Raw genomic sequence first — 2,760 nt, forward strand, 5'->3', positions numbered from 1 at the left:
CAAAATCTGAAATGATTCCTGCAAAGCAGATTAGGGAATCGATATTTAAACTTATCAAAAGTGAATATCCAAAATTTAGTAAAAATAGTGCGATATCAATTTCTGAATTAAACCATTACCGTCAAAAGTATTTAGAAACCTATCTTATTAGTGAAGCTGGCGAACTTTCGCAGTTGGAAAAAGAGGTCTTATCCAGTATTGAAAAACAAGAACTGATTACGGCAGGCTCACTTACAGAACCCGAAGAATCCACCAATTCTTTTGGGCAACAATTGGCTGACAAAGTCGCATCGTTTGGTGGCAGCTGGAGATTTATCATTCTTTTTTCAGTGTTGATTGCCATTTGGATTACTGGAAACATCGTATTTCTAGCCGATAAAGGATTTGACCCCTACCCCTTCATTTTACTCAATCTTATCCTATCGTGTTTGGCCGCTTTACAAGCCCCAGTTATTATGATGAGCCAAAACCGTCAGGAAGACAAAGATCGTGAACGTGCAAAACAGGATTATATGATCAATTTGAAAGCTGAACTCGAAATACGGACCTTTCACGAAAAGCTGGACCATTTGATCATTCATCAACAACAGGAATTACTAAACATTCAAGAATTACAGGTGGAAATGATGGAAGATATCATGAAACAAATTAAGGCCAACAAGACTTCGTAAACTATAAATTCTAATCAATGTTTCACTTATTTACGCTGCAAACTATCGTTTGTAAAATCCTCAATCAAATAACCAAGCGAACCTCACCCAACTCCTGAATTTTATAGGGAAAACCATCTCCCGGCGACCCCATAAACATAAAGTTTGTTGGAATATGCCAACGTTTAGACAATTGCTTTATTTTTTCTGGTCCAAAAACACCAACCTCCCCAATAAATTCGACATTTATAGAAGGATACGCTCTATTCAAGGTATCAATATCCTTTTTTAAATCACTGTTTAAGCTTTCGCCTTCATCAAGAATTGACACGATTTTGAGTCGTCTTGCCGATTCATTTTTTATAATATACAAAATGACTTTGTTTAAGGTTTCAACGTCATCATTTTTAGTAAAAAACACAAATTGTTGAAGATTTACTTCTTGGAGCAATTTTCGTGTTTCCTTATGAAGTTTCAAGAATAGCGCGCCTTTCTCTGGAAATACATAATTTAGAACCTTTAAAAAAATAGTATAGATGCGCGTGCGATAAAACATAAAAAATACGACAGCCAGCGTCGGAATAAGATACTCCATAAAAATACCGAGATAGCTCGGATTTAAAATAACATTGCCCAAAATTGCCGCAGCCACCGCAAAAATTCCAATAAATAGACCGAACCAACTTGACTTTTCAGGTCGCGGTAAACTTGCCCGGTTAACTTTCAATAGTAGATTTCCAATCCCGAATAAAATCATGACTGACAGAAATGCAATCGTATAGACTCCTGCTAATTTTGCCAAATTTGCTTTGGTCACTAACAAAATGGACACACACAAGGCAAAAAACAACATGAAAATCACATAATTACTTCCTTTTCTACTCGTTTTTAAAAGTATTTCTGGCAAGATGCGATCTAAAGCCATACGTCTCATTAATCCACCTACGCCAACAAACGACGTCAAAACAGCACCGCTTAAAACGAGTGAAGCATCAATACCTATCCACGTGGAAAGCCAATTACCACGAGCTGTTTGCCCCATAACAGAAAGCAAAGCGTCCGGTTGTTCAACAACGGTGTGTATCGGAATAATAGCGAGAGCCAGAAAGGCAATCATCGGATTGAAAACCGTGACCACGATCCACATATTCCGCAAGGTTTTCGGGAAGATGCCTTTTTGCTGTTCTTCCACATAATTGGCAGAACTTTCAAAACCACTAATCCCGAGCATTGCCGCCGAAAAACCCAAAAATAACGCCGTCGCAATTCCTCCTTCAACCGGTGCAGTAAAATTAGAACGCAATGTAGCTGTCCCATTTTCAACAAAATAGAAGATGCAAAATCCGCAGAGAATCATCAAAGAAACCAAGTGGAAAATAAAAATGGCCATCGCAACTTTTGACGATTCGCCAATACCGATTATTACCAATATCATAAATATCAAAAGCAAACCAATGGTCACGGGAAGCACAGGAATAACTTCCCAAATGCTATGCGCATACTTTACAGCCTCACTTCCCGAAATTACAGCAGTTGCCATGTACGACAGCACCGTCAAGGAAGCAGCCAGTGAAGCCGTCGATTTTTTGGTGGTATTCAGTAAAGCATTATAGGCGCCACCATTAAGAGGTAACGCTCCAACAACTTCGCCGTAGATTTTCCGATAAAAAAACAGAACGGCGGCAACCATTAATAGCGAGATCCAAGCATATTGACCCGCATAAACAATAGCCAAAGCTGATACATATAAACATGAGGAGCTGATGTCATTGCCACAAATGGCAGTAGCTTCAAGTTGATTGAGCATTTTTGGCATGGAGCAAAACATTTATATTCAAATATAATTCCGGATTATCGCCAAGACTGCTACTTAGGTAGCACTTAAAATTGAAGGAAAGCGATAGTTTTGATTAGAATGGAATTAAGACTTCGGTGCTTTGAGAATTAAGTATTAAGACCTGAACCAAAACCCTTCGAGATGCGCTAGTCAGATCATCGTTTCTGACCTGTCTTAATAACAGATGGAAATTCTGTCGTATTTGTGAAATTTATAATTTCTAATCGTATTTTTAAATGAATGCGTGAATTTGTGGAAATCCGTGATCCCGAT

The 2,760-nt window shown here is 38.3% G+C and carries 2 protein-coding genes; one reads left to right on the forward strand and one right to left on the reverse strand.

The window, feature by feature from the left end:
• Positions 1–671, forward strand: a 671-nt coding sequence (locus ABIQ28_RS01590) for a DUF1003 domain-containing protein (RefSeq protein ID WP_348034999.1), incomplete at its 5' end; no start/stop codon positions are given.
• Between the two features lie 64 nt (positions 672–735).
• Here the strand turns inward: ABIQ28_RS01590 and ABIQ28_RS01595 are convergent.
• Positions 736–2,457 (reverse strand): APC family permease, encoded by a 1,722-nt coding sequence (locus ABIQ28_RS01595; RefSeq protein ID WP_348035000.1) that lies wholly within the window; start codon positions 2,455–2,457, stop codon positions 736–738.
• Positions 2,458–2,760: the final 303 nt, after the last annotated feature.

Source organism: Gelidibacter sp., from assembly GCF_039916245.1.
Taxonomy (GTDB): Bacteria; Bacteroidota; Bacteroidia; order Flavobacteriales; family Flavobacteriaceae; genus Gelidibacter.

Bases quoted from the DNA above. Each gene is read 5' to 3' on its own strand.
- ABIQ28_RS01595 (WP_348035000.1), bottom strand. From the start codon at position 2,457: ATGCTCAATCAACTTGAAGCTACTGCCATTTGTGGCAATGACATCAGC.